At 68.4% G+C, this 18,351-nt stretch carries 15 protein-coding genes; 5 read left to right on the top strand and 10 right to left on the bottom strand.

The genetic code is table 11. The features are described from left to right. The first annotated feature begins 13 nt into the window (after positions 1 to 13). From EV193_RS25370 to EV193_RS25360, 3 genes are read left to right on the top strand one after another with little or no spacing between them, the layout of a single operon-like run. Positions 14 to 385 (top strand): hypothetical protein, encoded by a 372-nt coding sequence (locus EV193_RS25370; RefSeq protein ID WP_130347211.1) that lies wholly within the window; start codon positions 14 to 16, stop codon positions 383 to 385. After that, entirely contained in the window at positions 385 to 1,671 is a 1,287-nt protein-coding gene (locus tag EV193_RS25365; protein WP_130347209.1) for a hypothetical protein, read from the top strand. The genes EV193_RS25370 and EV193_RS25365 overlap by 1 nt, the downstream gene beginning before the upstream one ends. Positions 1,672 to 1,699: 28 nt before the next feature. Continuing rightward, entirely contained in the window at positions 1,700 to 2,194 is a 495-nt protein-coding gene (locus EV193_RS25360) for a GNAT family N-acetyltransferase (RefSeq protein ID WP_130347207.1), read from the top strand. Between the two features lie 113 nt (positions 2,195 to 2,307). On the opposite strand, the gene EV193_RS25355 is transcribed toward EV193_RS25360, so the two are convergent. From EV193_RS25355 to EV193_RS25345, 3 genes are all read right to left on the bottom strand, one after another. After that, positions 2,308 to 2,661, bottom strand: coding sequence for a hypothetical protein (locus EV193_RS25355; RefSeq protein WP_165401502.1), 354 nt, complete (start codon positions 2,659 to 2,661; stop codon positions 2,308 to 2,310). 2 nt (positions 2,662 to 2,663) lie between these two features. Next, entirely contained in the window at positions 2,664 to 4,064 is a 1,401-nt protein-coding gene (gene lpdA / locus EV193_RS25350; RefSeq protein ID WP_130347205.1) for a dihydrolipoyl dehydrogenase, read from the bottom strand. Between the two features lie 74 nt (positions 4,065 to 4,138). After that, positions 4,139 to 5,272 (bottom strand): serine hydrolase domain-containing protein, encoded by a 1,134-nt coding sequence (locus EV193_RS25345; protein ID WP_130347203.1) that lies wholly within the window; start codon positions 5,270 to 5,272, stop codon positions 4,139 to 4,141. A gap of 91 nt (positions 5,273 to 5,363) precedes the next feature. On the opposite strand from EV193_RS25345, the gene EV193_RS25340 reads away from it, so the two are divergent. Beyond that, complete coding sequence (locus EV193_RS25340; RefSeq protein WP_130347528.1) at positions 5,364 to 6,020, top strand: peptidylprolyl isomerase; 657 nt, start codon at positions 5,364 to 5,366, stop codon at positions 6,018 to 6,020. Here EV193_RS25340 and EV193_RS25335 read toward each other — a convergent pair. The 3 genes from EV193_RS25335 to ahcY all read right to left on the bottom strand — a co-directional run bounded on the left by EV193_RS25335 (position 5,990) and on the right by ahcY (position 10,669). Then, the gene (locus EV193_RS25335) at positions 5,990 to 7,372 is read right to left on the bottom strand and encodes a hypothetical protein (RefSeq protein WP_130347201.1); all 1,383 of its coding nucleotides are present in this window, start codon (positions 7,370 to 7,372) and stop codon (positions 5,990 to 5,992) included. The genes EV193_RS25340 and EV193_RS25335 overlap by 31 nt on opposite strands. Positions 7,373 to 8,017: 645 nt before the next feature. Further along, positions 8,018 to 8,998, bottom strand: a complete 981-nt coding sequence (locus tag EV193_RS25330) for a DUF222 domain-containing protein (RefSeq protein WP_130347199.1) — start codon at positions 8,996 to 8,998, stop codon at positions 8,018 to 8,020. 186 nt (positions 8,999 to 9,184) lie between these two features. After that, positions 9,185 to 10,669 (bottom strand): adenosylhomocysteinase, encoded by a 1,485-nt coding sequence (gene ahcY / locus EV193_RS25325; RefSeq protein WP_130347197.1) that lies wholly within the window; start codon positions 10,667 to 10,669, stop codon positions 9,185 to 9,187. 83 nt (positions 10,670 to 10,752) lie between these two features. On the opposite strand from ahcY, the gene EV193_RS25320 reads away from it, so the two are divergent. Further along, positions 10,753 to 13,200, top strand: a complete 2,448-nt coding sequence (locus EV193_RS25320; RefSeq protein ID WP_242613658.1) for a lipase family protein — start codon at positions 10,753 to 10,755, stop codon at positions 13,198 to 13,200. Positions 13,201 to 13,395: 195 nt separating this feature from the next. Here the strand turns inward: EV193_RS25320 and EV193_RS25315 are convergent, their stop codons facing one another. The 4 genes from EV193_RS25315 to EV193_RS25300 all read right to left on the bottom strand — a co-directional run bounded on the left by EV193_RS25315 (position 13,396) and on the right by EV193_RS25300 (position 18,313). Then, the gene (locus tag EV193_RS25315; protein WP_130347195.1) at positions 13,396 to 14,715 is read right to left on the bottom strand and encodes a glutamate mutase L; all 1,320 of its coding nucleotides are present in this window, start codon (positions 14,713 to 14,715) and stop codon (positions 13,396 to 13,398) included. Between the two features lie 97 nt (positions 14,716 to 14,812). Then, the gene (locus EV193_RS25310) at positions 14,813 to 15,436 is read right to left on the bottom strand and encodes a DUF4360 domain-containing protein (protein WP_130347193.1); all 624 of its coding nucleotides are present in this window, start codon (positions 15,434 to 15,436) and stop codon (positions 14,813 to 14,815) included. A gap of 281 nt (positions 15,437 to 15,717) precedes the next feature. Then, positions 15,718 to 17,283: an APC family permease gene (locus tag EV193_RS25305; protein WP_130347191.1), complete on the bottom strand. Its 1,566-nt coding sequence runs from the start codon at positions 17,281 to 17,283 to the stop codon at positions 15,718 to 15,720. 88 nt (positions 17,284 to 17,371) lie between these two features. After that, positions 17,372 to 18,313, bottom strand: coding sequence for a cation diffusion facilitator family transporter (locus EV193_RS25300; protein WP_130347189.1), 942 nt, complete (start codon positions 18,311 to 18,313; stop codon positions 17,372 to 17,374). Positions 18,314 to 18,351: the final 38 nt, after the last annotated feature.

The raw sequence follows: 18,351 nt of genomic DNA, 5'->3' as shown, positions 1-18,351 counted from the left end.
AGGAGTGGGACACATGCCCGACGGATACGGATTCGACCCGGGAGTGCTGCCGGGGATCGCCGAGCAGCTCAAGGGTGCCGCCAGGTCGCTGGACCACGCGATGGGTGCGCAGCAGCCCTGTGTCGCCTTCGCGGGGCAGTCTTCCGCGCAGGTCGGTGCGGCGGTGCGATTGGTCAACACCGCGCGTGTGGTCCTGGCGGAGGTGCTCGAGGACAACGCCAGCAAGATCAACTACACGTTCGGGAGCTACGGCGAGATCGAGAACACTCAGGCGGGGAACATGCGCCTGCGGGAGTTGCCGTCGGGCGAGGCCTCTGACCCGGGTGGTCTGTGGGACGCGCCGGAGCGGGGCAACTACCTGCCCGGCCGGAAGTGGCCCAACTGATGAGCATCAACACCATGGTGGTCTGCGATATCGGTGGGTGCAGGCAGGTGGCGGCCGACTTCGCGGCGCTCGGCAAGGGTGCGCACGAGGCCGGGAACGCCGCCCAGGGCAGTAGGCAGACGGCAAGCGCGGGTTGGTGGGGACCGGCGCAGCAGAGGTTCATCGACGTCATGCGCGGCCCCCGCGACAACTGCGACGACCTCGCGTTGACCTGCGAGTTGTACGCGAGGGGAATGACGGACTTCGCGGACTCGATCGACATCGTGGTCAAGACCATGAACGAGGCGCTGGCGAAGGCACGGGCCGGCGGGCTGACCGTCACCGACTTCACCATCGTGCCGCCCGACCACGCGGCGATGGTCGGCTCGCCGCCGAAGAAGCCAGACGACTTCGCCCCCGACAACCGGGCCGCGTACGACCAGGGGGTCAAGGCCTACGACGCCAGGGTCGACGTGTTCAACGAGCGGGTCAAGGTGTTCAACGAGTGCAGTGACATCGTGAAGAGCGCCAGGAAGAAAGAGGACGAGGCACACGCGAACCTGCAGGGCGATCTGGCCCCGCGGAAGGAATTCAACCTGGACAACTGGCAGGTCGGCGGGACCGCGGCGCAGAAGGTGCTCAAGGGCATCGACCACCACAACACGGCGCGGCGGCGCGTAGTCACGGTGTTGAACGACCTGGACATCGAGGCGAGGACGTACACGGAGATCGCCTCGGCGAAATCCGTCTCGACCTCGAAGCTGGGGCCGTACTTCGACAAGATGGCCAAGACCTCCGGCGCGAACCGCGACATGATGCTCTGGCTCGTGCGACAGCTGGAGCGGGGGCTGCCGTCCGGGGTCACGACCCAGGCGGTGCCACCGGGATTCGCCGACTACGAAGGACCGGGGCGGCCTCGGGCCACGGTGCCGTCCGACGCCCGGTTCGCGGCGCCGGCGATCGGCGGCAAGGCGGTCCCGATCATCGGCGACATCCTGACCGTCGGCGACGAGCTGTACAACGTCGCCAGAGGCAAGCAGACGATCGAAGCCGGAGTGATCCGCAGCATCGGCATGGTGGGCATGGGTTACGTCGGAGCCGCGGTCGGAAGCACCGCGGGTGCCGCCGAGGGGAACAGGGAGTACGGCCCGGTCGGCGGGATCATCGGCGGGATCGTCGGCGCGGTCACCGGGGACATTCAGTTCAGCGAGGGCTTCGACCAGTGGAGCAAGAAGGCGTACGCGGACTCCATCGACTACCAGTACAACCAGGAGAAGCTGGACGAAGCCAAGCACGCGCCCCGGTGACGCCGAGGGCGGACGTAGTCTCGGCCGCATGAGCTGGCTGCCTGACGACTTCGTCCACCCCGTGCACGTCCCGGTGCCCGGAACCGCGCTGCACCTGCGGCCGATCCGGGAGGCGGACACCGCGATCGACTACCCCGCCGTGATGGGCTCGCGGGAGCGCCTGTGGGAGATCTTCGGCCCGGCCTGGGGTTGGCCGACGGCGACGATGACCTACGAAGAGGACCGGATCGACCTGCTGCGGCACGAGAAGGAGATCGCCGCGCACGAGTCGTTCAACTACGCACTGCTGGACGAGGCGGAGACGGCGATCCTCGGCTGCGTCTACATCGACCCGCCCGAGCGCACCGGCTCGGACGGCGAGATCGCCTGGTGGGTGGTGGACGACCTGGTCGGCGGCGAGGTCGAACGCGCGCTCGACGCGCTGGTGCCGCAATGGATCGCCGCCGACTGGCCCTTCCAGAAGGCCCGCTACCTGGGCCGCGACATCACCTGGCAGGACTGGCTCGCCCTGCCGCCCGTTTAGTACGACAGGGCTACAACCGGGTCGAGCCCGCTGAACCCGTTAGCGCGGCTAAAAGGTTCAGCGGGCTCGACCCGTTAGCGTGGCTCACGATTTGCCGGAAAGGCCCTGTAGTCCTAGCTCAACCAGCGCTGAGCCGCGTCGGCGGTGTCCTCGGGGCCGCTGTTGAAGGCGATGGCCGCGCCGGGCGCGTGCCGCCGGACCAGGTTCACCACCTTCTCGAACAGTTCGAGCAGCGGCTCGTGCTTGCGGATGCCGCCGCCGATCACCACGCAGGCGTACTCGGCACTGGTCAGCGCCTCGACGATCACCGCTTCCGGGTTCTCGTCGGGCACCACGAGGCACATGTCGGACTCGATGCCGAGATCGTCGAACCGGGCCTGACCTCGGGCGATCGCCGCCTGGACGGGCGCCGGATCCCAGCCCTCGATCTTGGCGGGATCCAGCCCGATCACCAGTACGCGTGCCATCGTCAGAAGTTGATCATGTGGCCGGCCAGGCCGTGGATCGCTTCCTTGACCGCCTCGCCGAGGGTCGGGTGCGCGTGCACGTTGCGCGCGACCTCGTGCACGGTCAGGTCCCACTGCTGGGCCAGGGTGAGCTCGGGCAGCAGTTCGGTCACCTCGGGCCCGATCAGGTGACCCCCGATCAGCTCGCCGTACTTCGCGTCGCTGATCAGCTTCACGAATCCGGTCGGGTCGCCGAGACCGTGCGACTTGCCGTTCGCGGTGAACGGGAACTTGGCCACCTTCACGTCGTAGCCGCGCTCGCGCGCCTGCTCCTCGGTGTAGCCGAAGCTGGCCACCTGGGGCTGGCAGTACGTCGCGCGCGGGATCATCGCGTAGTCCAGCTCCATGGTCTCCGCACCCGCGATGGTCTCCGCCGCGATCACGCCCATCGACTCGGCGGCGTGCGCCAGCATCAGCTTCGCCGTGACGTCGCCGATCGCGTAGATGCTCGGCACGCTCGTGCGGCACCGGCCGTCGATGTCGATCGCGCCGCGCTCGGTCAGCTTCACGCCGGTGTTCTCCAGGCCGTAGCCCTCCACCCGCGGCTGGAACCCGATGGCCTGCAACACCTTGTCGGTCTCGATGGTCTGCTGCTGGCCGTTCTTCGACACGGTCACCGTGACCTTGTCGCCGCTGTCGTCGATCGACTCCACCTTGGTGGAGGTGAGCACGTCGATGCCGAGCTTGCGGTACTGGCGGGCCAGTTCCTTGGACACCTCGGCGTCCTCCAGCGGCACCATCCGGTCCAGGAACTCGACGATGGTCACCTGCACGCCGTAGTTGTGCAGCACGTAGGCGAACTCGACGCCGATCGCGCCGGCGCCGGCGATCACGATGCTGTCCGGCAGCTCGTCGGAGAGGATCTGCTCCTCGTAGGTGACCACGCGCTCGCTCAACTTGGTGCCGGGCAACAACTTCGTGGTCGCGCCCGCCGCGATGATCGCGTTGCCGAAGGTGATCGTCTCCGAGCCGCCGTCGTTCAGCTTCACCCGCAGCGTGTTCGCGTCGGTGAAGCTGCCCCAGCCCTCGTACTGCGCGATCTTGTTCTTCTTCATCAGGTAGTGCACGCCCTTGACGCGCCCCTCGGCGACCTGCCGGCTGCGGGTGAACGCCGCGCCGTAGTCGAAGGTCACTCCCCCGTTGGCCTGGATGCCGAACGTCTTCGCCTCGTGGTTGAAGATGTGCGCGAGTTCGGCGTTGCGCAGCAGGGCCTTGGACGGGATGCACCCGACGTTGAGGCAGACCCCGCCCCAGTACTGGGTCTCCACGATCGCGGCCGACAGACCGAGCTGTGCCGCCCGGATCGCGGCGACATAGCCGCCTGGCCCGGCGCCGAGGACCACGACGTCAAAGTGTGTGCTCATGGGACACACGATATGGGACGAACAGGCCGTGGCCCCGAGCGCCTCGGAGCGCTCGGGGCCGGGTGAGACAGGTGTCACCCGCTGCCGCAGAGCGCGGATTCCAACACGTTGTCACGCGTCGAACCCTCGGGCAGCGCGGTCGCGACCCGAGTGTTGGTCACCATCGACGCGTAGCGTCCGTCGGCGGTGGCCATCGTGCCCGAGGAGTAGCCGAGCCAGTCGCCGTAGTGGCCCCACGCCTCGCCGCCGCAGGGCAATTCCAGGCGAGTCAGGCCCAGCCCGTAGCCGTCCCAGTACGGGGTCGGCACGATCTTGCGCATCTCGGCGAGCTGCGCCTGCGGCACGACCTTGCCGGCCACCAGCGCGCTGACGAACTTCGCCATGTCCTCCGGAGTCGACACGACCCCGCCGGCGCTGGACAGGTAGGACGGCTCGAAGCTGTTGGATACGTCCTGCCAGAAGAAGATCGAGCCGTTCTGGAAGCCCGAGTAGCCGTGCGTGGCGGGTGCGCCGATCGTGTGGTCGCCCGGTGCGGGCAGCCGGGTCTGGGAGAGGCCGAGCGGCACGGTGATTCGATCCGCGATCGCCGCGTTGACCGACGTGCCGGTGATCCGCTCGACGAGCATCCCGGCGACCGCGTAGTTGGTGTTCGAGTAGCCCCAGCTCGTGCCGGGTGCGAACGCCGGCGGGTTGCTCAGGCCGGCGCGGACGAGCTGCTCCAGCGTGTAGGTGCGGTTGATGCTGTCGCCGCCCTTGACGAACTCGGCGAGCCCCGCGGTCTGCTGGAGGATCTGCCGGACGCTGATCTTGTTGCCGTCGTAGCCGTTGCCCTGGACGAGGCCGGGCAGATACCGCTCGATCGGCGAGTCCAGGTCGATCTTGCCCTCGCCGACCAGTTGCAGCACGATCGCCGCGGTCATCGTCTTGGTCTGGCTCGCGATCCGGATCCGGTCGGCGGGGCCGATCGGCTTGTTCTGGGGCACGTTGCCTGCTCCGGCCCACAGGTGCCACGGGCCGGCGCCGTTGCCCGCGACCACCACCGCGCCAGGGCCGGCGTGGTTATGGTGACCGATGAGGACACGCAGTGTGTCGCTGTGATCGTCGGCCCGACCGTCCGCCTGCGCGGACCACGGCACGATGGCGGCCACTGTGGCCACCGCGATCGCGGTGGCGGCGAAGGCCACCCGCTTCGTCGATTGTCTGAACACATTTGTGAACGCTACTGTTCTTCGACTGTCCGGACAAGCGAAGGGACTCGATCACCGGGTCGGCAGGCGCTACGTTGACCGCATGACAACGATGTCCCGGATCGCCATCGCCGCCGCCGTCATGCTCGGTACGGCGACACTCTGTGCGGCTCCCGCACAGGCCGCTCCCGGCCACAAGCCGGTGCACTGCACGTTCACGCCGACCCCGGAGAACCCGGCGGCGCGGCCCGTCGACCCGCCTCGCGCCAAGGCCAAGTCGCACGGCGACGTGCGGATCCTGATGTTCACCAACCACGGCGCCGTCGTCATGGTGATGAACCGGGACAACGCGCCGTGCGCGGTGCACAACTTCGCGCACCTGGCTCGCAACGACTTCTACGACGACTCGCAGTGCTGGCGGCTGACCAACTCCGCCCGGCTCGGCGTGCTCCAGTGCGGTGACATCTACCGCGCCGAGGAGGGCGGGCCCGGCTACAAGTTCGACGACGAGGTGACCGGCAAGGAGACCTACCCGCGCGGCACGGTCGCGATGGGCAACCAGGGGCCGGGCACCAACGGCAGCGAGTTCTTCATCGTGCACTCGCACGCGAACATCAAGCCGAACTACACCGTGCTCGGCCGGGTCACGCACGGCATGGACACGCTCGACCGGATCGTGGCCGCCGGCATCAGCCCGCCGGGGTCGCAGGATGGCGCGCCCGCCAAGCCGGTGCGGATCTACAAGATCGTGTCGCTGCCCGGCCGGTGATCGGTCCGCTGTGACTCGCCGTACCGGTTGACGATCATCGCGACGAGTACGCCGGCGATCAGCACACCGGCGGCCGACGCCGGGAGCATGTTCGTCAGCGGTGCCTTGTCGTCCGGCGCGGTCAGCATCAGCCAGGTGATGAGCCCGATCACCGCGACGGTGAACGGCACGGTGAGTCCGACCACGATCGCCGGTGTGTCGGACCGCCGTGCCACGACCGACCCGACCGAGGTCACCGTGGACAGCGCGGCGATCACGCCGATCACCACGAGAACCGGCGTGGCACCGTCCAGGAAGTCGCGGTAAGACCGCACGTCGTCGCTGTTGACCATCAGGAAGAACACGAACAGGCCCACCACGACGAGGGCGAGGCCGCCCATGCCGATCTGGAATCGCCAGCGGGACTGCGCGACCAGCACGCCGATCACCACGCTGCCGATCGCCGCGATGATCGCGACCACGGCGAATTCCCTGAGCACCTCGACCGACGGCATGATCATCATGCCGAACGCCCCGAGTAGCAGGCCGAGTGCGGCGGAGGCGAGCAGGTTGAGCAGGCCGGCGGCCATGCCCGCCGCGATCGCGATCACCAGCGCGATCAGGCCGCAGTAGAGGAAGTAGTCGCTGATCGTGTCCGGGTTGCTCCGCATCTCCTGCCGGCTCGGCTGCAGAATCGGGAACAGCGCCGGAGTCACGGCTGCCACCGCGCCGGCAATCGTGGTGCGCAGGTCGGGTCGGACGGGCACGCTCGACGGGATGACGGTCGACGCCGACACGGTGATGGCCGCGCCCACGATCGCGGGCACCACGAGCACCAGACCGACGATGGCGATCGTCTCGCGCGCGTCGAAGCCCCCGCTCATCAGCACCACCGGCGCGACGAGTTGCACTACCAGTGTCGCGCCGACCAGTGTGCCGCCGGCCGCGCGGTTGCCGGCCTGCCACAGCACCGTGGCCGCCCCGCACAGGCCGGCGACCGTGAACGCCGGAGCGGCGCCGGTCGCGATGATCAGGATGTCGTCCATCCAGTCGGCGTACAGGGCGTGCCACACCTGCATCAACGAGGCGGGCGCGGCCAGCACGGCGCCGGCGAGTAGTAGCCACGGCCAGCCACGCCTCGGGGTGAGCTGCCACACGACCAGCGCGATCGCCGGAGCGGCGAGTACGGCGTAGGTCGCGAAGCTCTCGGTGAGCGTGGCACCCATTCGCGCGGTCAGCGGGACGATCTCGAACAGGTTGCTGGCCTTGGTGAACAGCAGCGCGACGCTGGCCGCCGCGCACCACACGAGCACGGTGGTCGAACGCGACCCCGAGGTGTCACGCGTGATGGTTGGGTACTCCGGTAGCGACATGCGCGGAACCCTAGCCCGCCATTACGAGCCGCACCGCCGGAACACAAGCAGTTCGACACACATCTCAAGTGTCCACTATGGACGATCCACAGTGGACGGTCAGGGCGTCACCTCGAGAACCTGTTGGTGGCTTCGTCGAGTCGACGGCGATCCGGCACGTCGGGCTCCACGACGACGCGTCGGTCCGGTCCTCGCCCCGCACCGCCCAGTCGTATGCGCCGTCCGGCAACCTGGCCCGAAGTTCGGGTTGCGCACTCGGCGACCGGTGTGTGCCCACGCGTGCGACAGCACGGCGCCTGCCCTGTACCTCCATGCGATTTCCTCAGCGATCAGACGAGATCGACTCGTCTCGCGCGAGGATTGGTCAGCGTGTAGGGCGCGTCGTTACGCCGCCCACCTGAACGGAGTAGCGGCTAGAAGGGTGGTGGGTCGGGATCGGCGATCGGCTCCGCGCGCACGGTTGCCTCATGCCCGAGTGGGCTGCGGGTGATCACCACATCGGGTTCGGGTTGTTCGACCTGCCAGCCAGGCTTCTCCTTGCACAGGTTGTGCCGCTCGCAGCGCGGGTTCAGATTGCACAAACAGGTGCGGCCATGGTCGGCGTGCCGGAGGGTGTGATCGATCTGGCACCGTGTGGCCGGCCTGTCACACCCGGGATGTGTACATCTGCGGAACCGCAATCGCACATTCTCGGCCATCGCCGCCGGCGGATACCGCTTCCGCCCCCACATCAGTGATCATCCCGGTCGCCGGATCATAGAGAATTCGCCGCCACGTCGATTTCTGATCGGCCGCCAACTCCCGCACGACTTGCGCGGGCAGCGTATCGACGCCGAATAGCTCACCCGGCTTGTCATCCACACCCAACAGCGTGGTGTGCGGCACGGTCACCCACACAATCGTCTTGATATGCGACTGATTCTCCCCGCACAAGTGATCCATCGCGACATCGAACCGCAAATTATCCAGGCTGCGCGCGTCACCCTGCTGCTTCAACCGACGCGCGTGCTGGTCGATCCGCACATACGCCGGATACAACTGCTCCACCGGCCCCCGAATACCAAGGAAAGCCTCCCCGTCATCCTCCACCTTGAAGGTGACACACCGATCCTTGCGACGCACCAGCCGACGCTGTTCCGCACCGTCAGGGTCGACCTTCTTCACCCACTGGTTGACCTTGTCCCGAAAGTTCTTGTAGTAACGCGGCGCATCCGCCAACACAGCCGCTTCCACCTGCGCGGCGTGCTCGTCGGACAACGGGCGCGTGACCTCATACATCGCCCGAGCCTTCGCCCAATCAATCACACCCCGCCCCAACGCGGCCAACGTCGCCGGCAGCCGAGCCACCAACGCCTCAGCCATCACCACCTGATGCGAAGCATGCCCCGGCGCCCACTTCAACGCCTGCCCAATCTCCTCAGACACATTCTCAACCCCACCACGCAACTGGTCGTACCGAGCCAGCAGCCGAACCTCATCAGCACACAACGCAGCCTTATCCCGCTCAACAATCTCCAACTCCGCCACCGTACTCGCCTCATCCGGCGAAAACGGCCCATCCGACCAATCAAACTCAGGCTCGCCAAACACCCGAGGCGCGGTTTCAAGAACCGCGTCCCAAGACATTTCCTCACCTATTACCAACACACCACAATTCTACCGCCGCCCAGCCCCAAAAACGTCACCCATTAAGGTGACCCACAAAGCAAAAGGCGTGCCCAAATCCCGTTGGCAAGGCGGTCGCCGGAACACCCGCGCACTGTGTCACACCAACCGGCGACCGCCGCGGCAGCCAAACGTCAGAAAGCGAACTCAGTACCGATAGTGATCCGACTTGTAAGGCCCATCCACATCAACGTCGATGTACTCAGCTTGGTCCTTCGAGAGCTTCGTAAGCTCCCCACCCAGCGCATCCAGATGAATCCGAGCCACCTTCTCGTCCAACTTCTTCGGCAGCCGATACACCTCTTTGTCGTACTCCTCGTTCTTCGTGAACAGCTCGATCTGCGCGATCACCTGATTCGAGAAGCTGTTCGACATCACGAACGACGGATGCCCAGTCGCGTTGCCCAGGTTCAGCAGCCGACCCTCGGACAGCACGATGATCGAGTGCCCGTCCGGGAACACCCACTCGTCAACCTGCGGCTTGATGTTGATCCGGTGAATACCCGGATAGCGCGCCAGACCGGCCATGTCCAGCTCGTTGTCGAAGTGCCCGATGTTGCCCAGGATCGCCTGATGCTTCATCTTGGCCATGTGCTCGACGGTCACCACGTCCTTGTTGCCCGTGGTGGTGATCACCATGTCGGCCTCGCCCACCACGTCGTCCAGCGTGCGGACCTGGTAGCCGTCCATCGCGGCCTGCAACCCGCAGATCGGGTCGATCTCGGTCACGATCACCCTGGCACCCTGACCCCGCAGTGACTCGGCGGCGCCCTTGCCCACATCGCCGTAGCCGGCCACGACCGCGACCTTGCCGCCGATCAGCACGTCGGTGCCACGGTTGATCCCGTCGATCAGCGAGTGCCGGATGCCGTAGCGGTTGTCGAACTTCGACTTGGTCACCGAGTCGTTCACGTTGATCGCCGGGAACAACAACTCACCGGCCGCCGCCATCTGCGTCAAGCGCAGCACCCCGGTGGTGGTCTCCTCGGTAACACCCTTCACACCTTCACCGAGGCGAGTCCACCGTGACGAGTCCGCCGCGAGCGAGGCGCGCAGCGTCTCCAGGATGACCTTCCACTCGTCCGGATCGTCCGCCTCCGCCGACGGCACCACACCGGCCTTCTCGTACTCGGTTCCCTTGTGCACCAACAAGGTCGCGTCCCCACCGTCGTCGAGGATCATGTTCGGACCCTCGCCACCCGGCCAGGTCAACATCTGCTCGGTGGCCCACCAGTACTCCGGAAGCGTCTCGCCCTTCCACGCGAACACCGGCACACCCTTCGGCTCCTCCGGCGTGCCGTGCGGGCCCACCACAGTGGCGGCCGCGGCGTGGTCCTGGGTGGAGAAGATGTTGCACGAGCACCACCGCACCTCGGCGCCCAACGACACCAGGGTCTCGATCAACACCGCCGTCTGCACCGTCATGTGCAGCGACCCGGAGACCCGCGCGCCCCGCAACGGGTACACCTCGGAGTACTCTCGCCGTAGTGCCATCAGCCCTGGCATCTCGTGCTCGGCCAGCCGAATCTCCTTGCGGCCGAACTCCGCCAGCGACAGATCCGCAACAGCGAAGTCGAGATCGCCGACGGTACGGGCGTAACCGGGCGTGGTGCGCGTATCTTCAACGGTCATCGTGTGCGTCCTCCAAGAATCAGCGACGCCATGACACTACCGTGTGAACAGGGACGGGAGCCGAGCGCGAGGGAGGCGGGACGGTGCTGCTGCCACCGGGACCGGACACTCGCGTCGTCGAGCTGCGCGTGCACGGAATCATGGGCACGAAAGCGGAGTCACTGGTCGACTCGGTGGCGGCCGTCGAGGTCGGCGGCGACCGGCTCGGCCGCATCGTGCGACCGGCCGACCGGCTCCGCCGACCCGCCCCCGGGCCGATGCTGCGGGCCAACGGCCGCTCGCTGCCCCGCATCGTCGAGGGTTACGTCTGGGGCGGCATGACCTCGGGCGGCCTGGCGAAGTCGGCGTGGGCGCTGCTGTTCCCGTTCTCCCTGGCGAACGTGGCGCACTGGATGCTGCCGCCGGTCGCGCCGAACAGCCGCGCGGCCACCGTGCTGGGCCTGGCAATCCGGTCGCTGCTGCGGATCGCCGCGCTGCTGCTGACCATGCTGCTGGTCACCCAGGTCGCCGTGGTGAGCCTGGATCTCCTTGCGGCGCAATGCCTTTCGCCCGGTGCCGCGTGCCTGTCCGGAGCGCCGGACTGGCTGCGCGAGACACCGTCCGTGCGGGCACTGCTCGGGCTGCTCCCCGTGCTGCTCGTGATCTTCACCCTGCACCGGGTGTCCACCGCGTGCTGGGACATCACCGGCGACTCCTCGCTGCTGTCGGCCCGCAAGCTGGAGGACCGGCACGTGCGCGGGCAGATGCCCGGTACCGGGCTCGCCGCCGACCCGGACACACCCACGTTGCGCGCCCTGCACACGGTCGCGGCGCTGGCCACGGTGTCCCTGCTGCCGCTCGGCGGTCCGCTGAGCCCACCGTCCGGCGCGCTGCCCGGAGTGCTGTGGACGACCGCGATGGTGCTGCTGGTGCTCGCACTGGCCGGCGCGCTGCTGATCGACGACCCGACCGGCGCCACACCGGAGCGCGGCGGACGGTGGCTGCGCGCCTCGTTCGGCCGCATCCCCCGGCGGCTGCTGATCGGCCTCGGCGTGACGCTCGTCATCGCCGCCGGCGCGAGCACGAATCCTTTGCCCACAAGGCTTTCCGGCACCGACTCCACCGCCGAGCTGATCGCGGCGGCGATGTTCGTGGTGTGCGTGGTGTTCGCCGTCCTGCTGCTTCCGGCCGCACTGCTCGCGCGTCCGATGTGGGCGACCCGGCCGCGCGAACTGCGGCCGTGGGCCGGCGGCTGGATGTCCGCGCCCGTGCTGGGCATCGCCTGCCTGCTCGGCGGCGGGTTCGGTGCGGGGCTGGGCATCGCGGTGCGCCGGCTGATCGACGCACCCGGGCTGGAGCTGCCTCGCGGGTACCAGTCGCTGACCCTGCTGTGGGGCGCCGGCGCGGTGCTGACCGTGCTGGTCGCCACGCCGGTGATCGGGCTGGTCGTGTTGTACCGGCTGCGCAGGGAGCGGCGCGGGCTGGTCGATCCGGAGGCGGCGCTGCTGCACGACGGCCGGCCCGACGACCTGGCGCTGGCCAACCACGCGTGGTGGTGGGCGCGGTGGCGCCGCGCGCACGTGCACCACGTCGCGCTGGTGACCGCGGGCGTGCTGCTGATCGGATCCGCGCTGGCGCTGGTGATGCGTCTGTCCAATGTGGACCCACCGGGCTGGACCGAGCCACTGTCCGGGCTCGGCGTGCTCGCACTCGGCCTGCTCGCCGCCGGGCTGCTGCGTGCCGTTTACATTGCGGTGAAAGCGAAGGAGACCGCGCGTCAGCTCGGTGTGATCGCCGACCTCGCCTGCTTCTGGCCGCGCGAGGCGCACCCGACCGTGCCGCCGTGCTACGCGCTGAAGGTGGTGCCGGAGCTGGCCGCGCGGGCGCGCGAGCACCTGCGCGATCCGGGCGTGCGGGTGGTGCTCACCGGACACAGCCAGGGTGGCCTGCTGGCCGCGTTCGCCGCGGCGCGGCTGATGGAGACGCTGCCGCCGGCCGATCGCGAGCGCGTCGGACTGGTGACCGCCGGCTCGCAGTTGCAGTGGGCCTACCCCCGTGCGTTCCCCGCCGTCGTGCCGCACACCGCGCTGGCCGCACTCGCCGGCGGGCTCGACGGACGATGGCGCGCGCTGTGCCGTGGCACGGACTTCCTCGGCGGCGCGGTGACGACGTGGCAGCGGCAGGTGTGCGACGGCGAGCTGCTGGGCGTCGGCTATCGGCCGGACGGGGCGCTCGGCCCGCTGCCGCCGGCCACCCGCGCGCCGACGGGTGCGCTGATCCTCGGCGGCGACCACTGGCTGCCCGACCCGCTCGCCGGGCCGTTCCCCGGCCGGCGGTGGGTGCCCGGCGTGCTGGGCCACCGAGAGTACTTCGCCGACCCCGAGTGGGACCGCGCGATCGCGCTCGCCGCCGGGCTCGACCCGACCGAGCCGACCACCGACTGGCACGCCGGCCTGCCCGCACTGCGCGCCACCCAGAACGGCGCCTCCTCGACCACGGCGACCACTCCGCGGTCCGAGCCCGCGGACACGGACCCGAGCACCGCCAACTGACCCAACCCGGGCGCATTTGCCCAGCTCAGCGCGTGTGTGCGTACTTTAGCGGGCTTAAGTACGCGGGCACACGCGGCGAACTGTGTCAAGTCGCGTATCCACAGCCCTCTGACCTGGCGCGATCACACCACGTCACGTTCCGCGGCCCTGGAACGCCGTACTTTAGCGGGCTAAAGTCCGCAAAGCTGGGGTTGATCAGCGGGTGAGGTGGGTGGCGAGCAGGGCGTCGGCGGTGGACTCGCGGGAGGTGTCGGCGAGCAGGCCGGCGGGCGCGAGCACGTAGTCGCGGTCGACCGTGATCGCCGCGGCGCGCAGAACGGGCCGCAGCACCGGATCGGCGCGCAGGGTCGCCTCGACGGTGGCCAGCGCGTCCGGGCCGGCGTGCCGGAACACGCCGCCGGACAGCACGGCGAGGCCGGCTCCCCTCGGCCCGAGCCAGCCGCCGATCAGCCGCAGGTGGCGGCGGACGGCGAGCACCGCGGCCAACGCCGCCAGCCGGGTGTCCACTTCGGACTCGTCCACTGTGGACGGTATGAGATCGACCTGCTCGGCGCGCAGCCGTGCCGGCTCGGCCAGCACGGCGGCCTCCTCCGCGGTGATCAGCTTCTCCGTGCGCGCCTCGGCCACGATGCCCTGGGCCGACCAGCGCATGCCGATGTCGCCCTCGACCGTGCGCCGGTCCGGGGGCAGTGCCACCGCCGTCGCCGGCGTGTCATCGTCCACAGTGGACACCGCGGAGTACACGTCGGTGGTCGCGCCGCCGACGTCCACGACCAGCACCGCGCCGGCCGATTCCTCTTGTGCGGCAAGGACTTTCGCCAGCCGCCCGACACCGGAGAGCACCGCGTCCGGCGTGACCGTGCGCACCAGCCGCAGGAAGCGCGTGCCCTTGGACAGGCCCTTGCCGCCGATCACGTGCCGCAGGAACACCTCGCGGATCGCCGCGCGGGCCGGTGCGGGCGCCAGCTCACCGACGTCCGGCAGCACGTTGCCGGTCGGCACCACCCGCCGCCCGGTCGCGGCCAGCACGGCGTGCGCCTCCTCGCGCACCGCCACGTTGCCGGCGAGTACGACCGGCGGCGTGATCCGGTTCGCGGCGAGCCGTTTCGCGTTGTGCAGCAACACTTTCTCGTCGCCGCCGTCGGTACCGCCGACCAGCAGCACGACGTCCGGCGCCGCCGCACGCAGCTCGCGTACGCCCGAGCCGTCCAGCTCGCCGGCGGCGACGTGCACCACCTTCGCGCCGGCCGACAGCGCCACCCGGTGCGCGGCCTCGGCGCTGATCAGCCGCTCGTGCCCGACCACGGCCAGCCGCAGCCCACCGCCGGCCGACGAGCACACCAGCACCTCGGATTCGGCCGCGTGCAGGGAATCGGTGACGGCCGCGACGCCGTCCAGCACCTCGGGCGGAGTGGTGGCGTGCTGCGCGGTGCCGAGCAGCCGGCCGTCCCCGGCGACCAGCGCGGCCTTGGTCCACGTCGAGCCGACGTCGACGCACAGCACGGTGTTCAGCATGATGCCGGGAATGTTACGCAACGACGATGGGATGCGCGGCTGCCGGTCTGACCCGTAGACCGGCAACCGCACAAGAATCAGTTAAACGCCGCCTCGCTCAGCACTCTTTCCACTGGAAGTGGTAATTGGACCTGACACCGGCGTAGGTCGAATCCATCGTCATGAAACTGCGCGCATCGCCGGAACTGCCGGTGTTGACCCGCAGCTCCGTGTTGATGTTGAGCATTCGCTCCGCACCGCACGGCGCGTAGACCGGCTCCGACGCCCGGTCCGTGAAATGCCAGTCGTCGCTGTACGGGCCATCGATCGGGTGACTGGACACGTTGTTGTCCGACGAGCCCTGGAAGTAGTAGTTGGCCTGCTGCAGGGCATGCGCGCCGCCGGCCAGGCGTGCGAATCCGCCGTAGTCGGCCCGGGCGATCGCATAGGTGAAGCCCTGCGGAATGCTGATCCGCAGCACCAGCTGACAGTTCTTTCGCATGTCCGTGGGTTCCGCGCCCCCGGCCTCGGCGGTGTACTCGCTGTAGGTGACGGCAAACGAAGTCTTGTCCGGCGACGGGGTCACCTTCGCCGTTCCCGGACGGCAGCCGGATCCGTTGACCGTTTCGACGTTAATGGTGATCTTATCCGGCGTTGGGGTGCTGGCCGGGGATTCGTCGCCACCCATCGGCGCAAGTATTGTGGACAGCGCCAAACCAGCTGCGGTAAGCAGCGTCAACATAGACTGACCTTTCTTTGAGCAGAAAGCACAGCAGGGATTACGACCTTCTGACCGGCGCCCTCCGGCCTACGCTCCCCGACCTCACGTCGCGGTGGGCCGCCGGTTCAGTCTTCGACTGTCGGATATGTCCCCGCGCGGAGCAATACGGGTGCCGTAGGTACGTGTACCCAACTTATTACCGTCGGGATCCGGACGATCACGCTCGGGCCACGGTCGGAGATCCACAAAAACGCGTCGCCGGCCCCCACCGGGGACCGGCGACGCGTCGGTTGTGTCGAGGCCTACGAGTCGGGAGTGGCCTTCGGATCCGCTTCGTCGACCGGCGGCGGCGTCCCGGACGGCGTGTCCGTCGCGCCGCTCATCTGCTTGCCCAGCAACGAATGCCGCCTGCTGTACACGAAGTAGACGAGCACGCCGGCCACCATCCAGACGATGAACCGCAGCCAGGTCAGCACGCTCAGGTTCAGCATCAGCCACAGGCACGCGAGGATCGCCAGGATCGGGACCAGCGGCACCAGCGGCACCTTGAAGCCGCGCTTGAGGTCGGGCCGCTTCTTACGCAGCACGACCACACCGGCCGACACCAGGATGAACGCGAACAGCGTGCCGACGTTCACCATCTCCTCGAGCTTGTCTGCCGAGAAGAACGTCGCCGCGACCGCGACCAGCGCGCCGACCAGGACGGTGGCGCGCACCGGCGTGCCGTGCGAGCTGGTGTGCGCGAGCTTGCGCGGCAGCAGCCCGTCACGCGACATCGCGAACAGGATCCGGACCTGGCCGAGCAGCATCACCATGACCACCGTGGTCAGGCCGGCCAGCGCACCGATCGAGATCACGTTCGCCGCCCAGTCCGCGCCGTGGAAGGAGAACGCGGTGGCGATCGTCTTCTTGCCGTCCGGCCCCGGTGTGGTGGCCAATTCCTTGTAGGACACCATGCCGACGACCACGAGCGAGACCGCGACGTACAGCACGGTGACGATGCCCAGCGAGCCGAGGATGCCGCGCGGCACCGACTTCTGTGGGTTGCGCGCCTCCTCGGCGGTGGTCGCCACCACGTCGAACCCGATGAACGCGAAGAACACCAGCGACGCGCCGGCCAGCAGTCCGTAGAACCCGAACGTGCTCGTGTCGCCGCCGGAGATCAGCGAGAACAGCGACTGCTCCACGCCGCCCTTGCCGCCGCCGGACTCCGCGCCCGGCGGGATGTAGGGCGAGTAGTTGTCCATGTTGATGTAGGAGATCCCCAGCCCCACCACGAACAGGACCACGGCCACCTTGATGGCGGTGATCACCAGGCTGACCCGCGAGGACAGCTTCGTGCCCATGACCAGCAGCCCGGTCAGCACGACGATGAGCAGCAGCGCGCCCCAGTCCACGTCCAGCCCGGCGATGGTCACCGTCGTGGTGACGTTGCCCTTGCCGAAGATGTAGCCGAGCACCGTCTGCAGATACAGCGACCAGCCCTTGCCCACCGCGGCCGCCGCGACGGCGAACTCGAGGATCAGGTCCCACCCGATGATCCACGCGAACAGCTCGCCGAAGGTGGCGTAGGAGAAGGTGTAGGCGCTGCCGGCCACCGGGACGGTGGAGGCGAACTCCGCGTAGCACAGTGCGGCCAGCGCACAGGCGACGGCGGCGAGCACGAACGCCAGCGACACCGACGGTCCGGCGATGTCACCCGCCGTCCGCGCGGTCAGGGTGAAGATTCCGGCGCCGATCACGACCGCGACACCGAAGACCGTGAGGTCCCAGGCCGTCAGGTCCCTGCGGAGCTTGGAATCCGGCTCGTCGGTGTCCTTGATCGATTGCTCGATCGACTTCGTGCGCCACAGCCCGTTACCCGGCACGGTTTCCCTCCTCGTTGACGGAAATGCCGGTGTCACCGTAGCGGCGTCACCGAGCGCGTTCTCAACCCGTCAGGAGTCGGTACCGCGATCAACTTTCGGTCGGCGCGCTCGCCGTCTTCCCCACGCGATCCAGGTCCGGCTCCAGGTAGATCAGTTTGGCCGCCGGTACCACGGAACGCACGCTGAGCTCGGCCTTGTCGATCGCGCGTGCCACGTCGGCCAACTCCAGCCCCGGCCGCAGGGCGATCTTCGCGGCCACCAGAAGCTCCTCGGGGCCGAGGTACTGGGTGCGGATGTGGATCACGCGCTGCACCTGCTCGCCGGACTCCAGCTCGTGGACGATGTCCTCGAGCTCCTTGTCGGTGGCGCCCTCACCGATCAGCAGGCTCTTCATCTCGATGATCAGGACGATCGCGATCACGCCGAGCAGCACACCGATCATCAGGGTGCCGACGGAGTCCCACACCGGATCGCCGGTGACCGTCGCGAGGCCGACCCCGAACAGGGCGAACACCAGACCGAACAGCGCGCCCGCGTCCTCGAGCAGCACCACCGGCAGCTCCGGCGTGCGCGACTGGCGGATGAAGCCCCACCACGACACGTCGCCCTTGACCTTCCTCGACTCGACGATCGCGGTGTGGAAGCTGTAGGTCTCCAGCCCGATCGCGACCACCAGGATGATCACCGCCACGATCGGCGAGGTCAGCGGCTCAGGATGCTGGAGCTTGTGGAAGCCTTCGTACAGCGCGAACGCGGAGCCGAGCGTGAACAGCATCAGCGCCACGATGAACGAGTAGAAGTACCGGTCGCGGCCGAACCCGAACGGGTGCTGGCGGGTGGCCTTGCGCAGCGAGGTCTTCTGGCCGAGCAGCAGCAGACCCTGGTTGGACGTGTCAGCGACCGAGTGCACCGACTCGGCCAGCATCGACGACGACCCGGTGATCAGGAAGCCGACGAACTTGCTGACCGCGATGCCGGCGTTGGCGAACAACGCGGCCAGAATCGCCTTGGTACTACCCCCTGCTGACACGGCGTGTCTCCCTTTTCTCGTACCCGACCGCTACGGGC

The organism is Herbihabitans rhizosphaerae (assembly GCF_004216555.1).
GTDB classification, from domain to species: Bacteria; Actinomycetota; Actinomycetes; order Mycobacteriales; family Pseudonocardiaceae; genus Herbihabitans; species Herbihabitans rhizosphaerae.
Note: the sequence above shows the minus strand (reverse complement) of the source record. Positions and strands in the feature narration are given on the sequence as shown.